Source organism: Marinobacter halodurans (assembly GCF_004327985.1).
GTDB classification, from domain to species: domain Bacteria; phylum Pseudomonadota; class Gammaproteobacteria; order Pseudomonadales; family Oleiphilaceae; genus Marinobacter_A; species Marinobacter_A halodurans.
Genome location: NZ_SJDL01000115.1, coordinates 1 through 1,721 on the forward strand (window position 1 = coordinate 1; position 1,721 = coordinate 1,721).

Sequence of the window (1,721 nt, forward strand, 5' to 3'; positions counted from 1 at the left end):
TGGCCTCCGGCCGTTCCGCTGCCTGGTCGGCGATCAGGGCGCTGACCGGGCGCGGATCCACCGCCGGATGCTCCGGCCGGTTCCACCGTTCCCAGACCTGCTGTTCGCTTTCCGTCAGCAAGGGCAGCTCACCCAGCCGCGTTTCCGGTGATGCGCTGATCACCGCCAGCAGGGCCTGGAGCTGGTCCGCCATCCGCGCCACCGTCGCGGCATCGAAGATGTCCGTGGCGAAGTCCAGATAGGCGTCGATACGGCCGTCCGCGTGTTCCTGCGTACCCAGCACCAGGTCGAAATGGGCATTCTCCGCCGGGCACCGCAGCGGCTCGCAGGCCAGTTCCGGCAGGTCAGCCAGCGGTCGCTGGTCGAAGACCTGGTGGTTGTAGCTCACCTGGAACAGCGGGTTGTGGCTCAGGCTGCGTTCCGGCTGCAGGGCTTCCACCAACTGCTCGAACGGCAGGTCGGCGTGGGCCTGGGCGCCGTGCATCCATTCGCGTACCTGGGCCAGCAGGTCGCTGACCCGGTCGCCCGGCCGGATCTCCGCGCGCAGCACCAGGGTATTGACGAAGAAGCCGATCAGTCCCTCCGTGCCCGGCTGGTGACGACCGGACACCGGTACACCGATGCGCAGGTCACGCTGGCCGCTCAGGCGATACAGCAGGGCCTCGAACCCGGCCAGGACAACCATGAACAGGGACGTCTGCTGCCCGCGCGCCGCATACCGCAACTGCGCCACCAGATCGTCCGGCAGCGTGAAGGCATGACGCGCGCCGCGCCCGTCCCGCTGGGCTGGCCGGGGCCGGTCCGTGGGCAGATCCAGTGTGGGCTGCTCATCACCCAGTTGCGCCCGCCACCAGGCCATCTGCCTGGCGAGGGTGTCGCCTTCCAGTTGTTCCCGTTGCCACAGGGCGTAGTCGGCGTACTGCACGGCCAATGGCGCCAGTCCCGAAGGCACTCCCACCGCTTCCTGCCGATAGAGCGCCACCAGCTCTTCCAGCAACCGCTGCATCGACCAGCCATCGGAGATAATGTGATGCATACAGAGCATCAGTCGCCATTCCGACTCCGCCATCCGCACCAGGGCCACCCGCCACGGGGGCGCTGCTTCCAGGTCGAAGGGCCGGCGGTTGAACCTGGCCAGCAGCCCCTGGAAATCCCCCTCCGGGTCTGCCCCGGAACGCAGGTCGTGCTGCGCCAGCGTGGGCAGCTCCTGCGACAGGATGACCTGTTGCGGCGCACCGTCCTCTCCGTGACGGAAGACCGTCCGCAGGCTCTCATGGCGGAGCGACAGGGCCGTGAACGCCCGGTCCAGGGCCGCCACATCGAGCTGCCCGCGCAGCACCAGCCCGCCCGGCAGATGGTAGGCACAGCTCTCCGGCTCCAGTTGCGCCAGGAACCAGAGGCGTTGCTGGGCAAAGGACTGGGGCACCGCGGCACCCCGCTCGCGGGCCTGCAAGCCGTTCCCTTCGGCGGCGGACTGCTCGATCGCGTCCGCCAGTTCGGCCAGGGACGCCGACTCGAACAGCCGGCTCAGCGCCAGCGTCCGACCCAACTGCTTCTGGATACGATGGACCAACGTCACCCCCAGCAGCGAGTGGCCACCCAGCGCAAAGAAGTTGTCCTGTCGTCCGACCTGCTCGACACCCAACACCTCCTGCCACAGGGTGGCCAGGGTCCGTTCGGTGTCGGTCTGCGGTGCCTCGTAGTCGGCGGTCCCGATCTCC

1 protein-coding gene is annotated in these 1,721 nt (G+C 68.6%); it reads right to left on the bottom strand.

Going from position 1 to position 1,721, the window contains the following annotated elements; all coding sequences use genetic code 11:
* Positions 1-1,721: condensation domain-containing protein (locus EZI54_RS23630; protein ID WP_242674586.1), on the bottom strand; the 1,721-nt coding region annotated here is incomplete at both ends.